This window comes from Synergistaceae bacterium DZ-S4 (assembly GCA_025943965.1).
Lineage (GTDB): Bacteria > Synergistota > Synergistia > Synergistales > Synergistaceae > Caenicola > Caenicola nitritireducens.
In genome coordinates this window covers 1-1,501 of sequence record JAPCWD010000036.1, presented here as the reverse complement: position 1 = coordinate 1,501, position 1,501 = coordinate 1, and the positions used below count along the sequence as shown (strand labels likewise).

The window sequence follows — 1,501 nt, the reverse complement described above, 5'->3', positions numbered from 1 at the left end:
TAGTCGTCACTGAATAACGTGGATAATACAGTCACAGACTATATTTATGAGTAATTATAAGATATAATATCTGCAAGAAATCTATATAAAACGAGGAGAAACCTTGCAGAAATGAAACCCAAAACTACAGAAGATCCACAGAATAGAATTTTCCAGATGCGCCTTGAAAACATGATAAATATGGAGCATGAACTTGTATTGCTTTCCGGGAAAATCAACTGGAAAGAGTTTGAGAAGAAGTTTGGTGAAGTTTACATACAGGATGTAGGGCGTCCCGGTCTTCCTACCAGATTAATGGTAGGTCTCCATTACCTGAAAGGACTGCACGATCTTTCAGATGAGGGCGTGGTCGAAGGTTTTCTGGAGAATCCATACTGGCAGTACTTCTGCGGTATGGAATTCTTTGAACATAAGCTGCCCCTGAACTCAAGCTCCATGACAAGGTGGCGCAAAAGAGTTGGTTCGCGAGGATTTGAAACACTGCTGAAAGAGACACTGGAAACAGCACTTTCGATGAACTGCCTCAAACAGAAAGATATGCTTAAAGTCACAATAGACACGACAGTACAGGAGAAAAACATAACATTCCCGACAGATGTAAAACTCTACGCCAAGGGTACAGAAATACTTGTCAGAGAAGCAAAGAAGGCTGGGATAGAACTTAGACAGAGCTACACAAGGACAGTTCCGATGCTTCAGCGCGAGAACTGGCTGAAGAACCGCGGCAGGAAATACAAACAGGCGAAGGCCTGTCAGAGGCGCCTTAAGACCATACTTGGAAGGACAGTACGGGATATCACAAGAAAAGCAACAGATGATCAACTGTCAGGCAAACTTGGTAAATTCCTTTCAATGGCAGAACAAGTGCTGAATCAGAAGCGGGAAGATAAAAACAAAATCTACAGTTATTTTGAACCGGAGACATCCTGCATTGCTAAAGGCAAAATACACAAGAAGTACGAATTTGGCGCCAAAGCATCAATAGTGACGACGCAGAAGGGCAATTGGATACTTGGCACAACGACATACAAAGGTTCACCCAACGACATCACGACACTTTCAGACTCTCTGGATCAGGTTCAGCAAATGACCGGATGCTATCCTGAAGAGGTTTACTGTGACAAAGGGTACAGGGGCAAAAAAGTACATGAAGGTCTGCGATGCAAGGTTTTTATTCCCGGCACCAAACAGAAAGTCACATCTGCCCAGAAGAAAAGGCTCAAACGAAGAAATGCGATAGAACCGGTAATAGGGCATCTTAAAGAAGATCACGGCATGGCAAGGAACTACCTGAAGGGCAGGATAGGGGATGAAATAAATGCCCTGATGGCGTCCTGTGGCTTCAATCTGAAAAAGCTGCTGAAATCACTCAGGGCTTTTTTGTCTCAAATAATAACAAGCCTGATTCTCGTCTATTTGAATCAAAACGGCAAAAATCAGGCATTGCAATTAGGCGCTATTTGATCCTATTGATCCTATCGCTGTTTTTCAGCAACGACTA

At 43.1% G+C, this 1,501-nt stretch carries 1 protein-coding gene; it reads left to right on the top strand.

What is annotated here, in order from left to right; translation table 11 throughout:
- Positions 1-111: 111 nt before the first annotated feature.
- Positions 112-1,464, top strand: a complete 1,353-nt coding sequence (locus OLM33_10075) for an IS5 family transposase (protein MCW1713997.1) — start codon at positions 112-114, stop codon at positions 1,462-1,464.
- Positions 1,465-1,501: the final 37 nt, after the last annotated feature.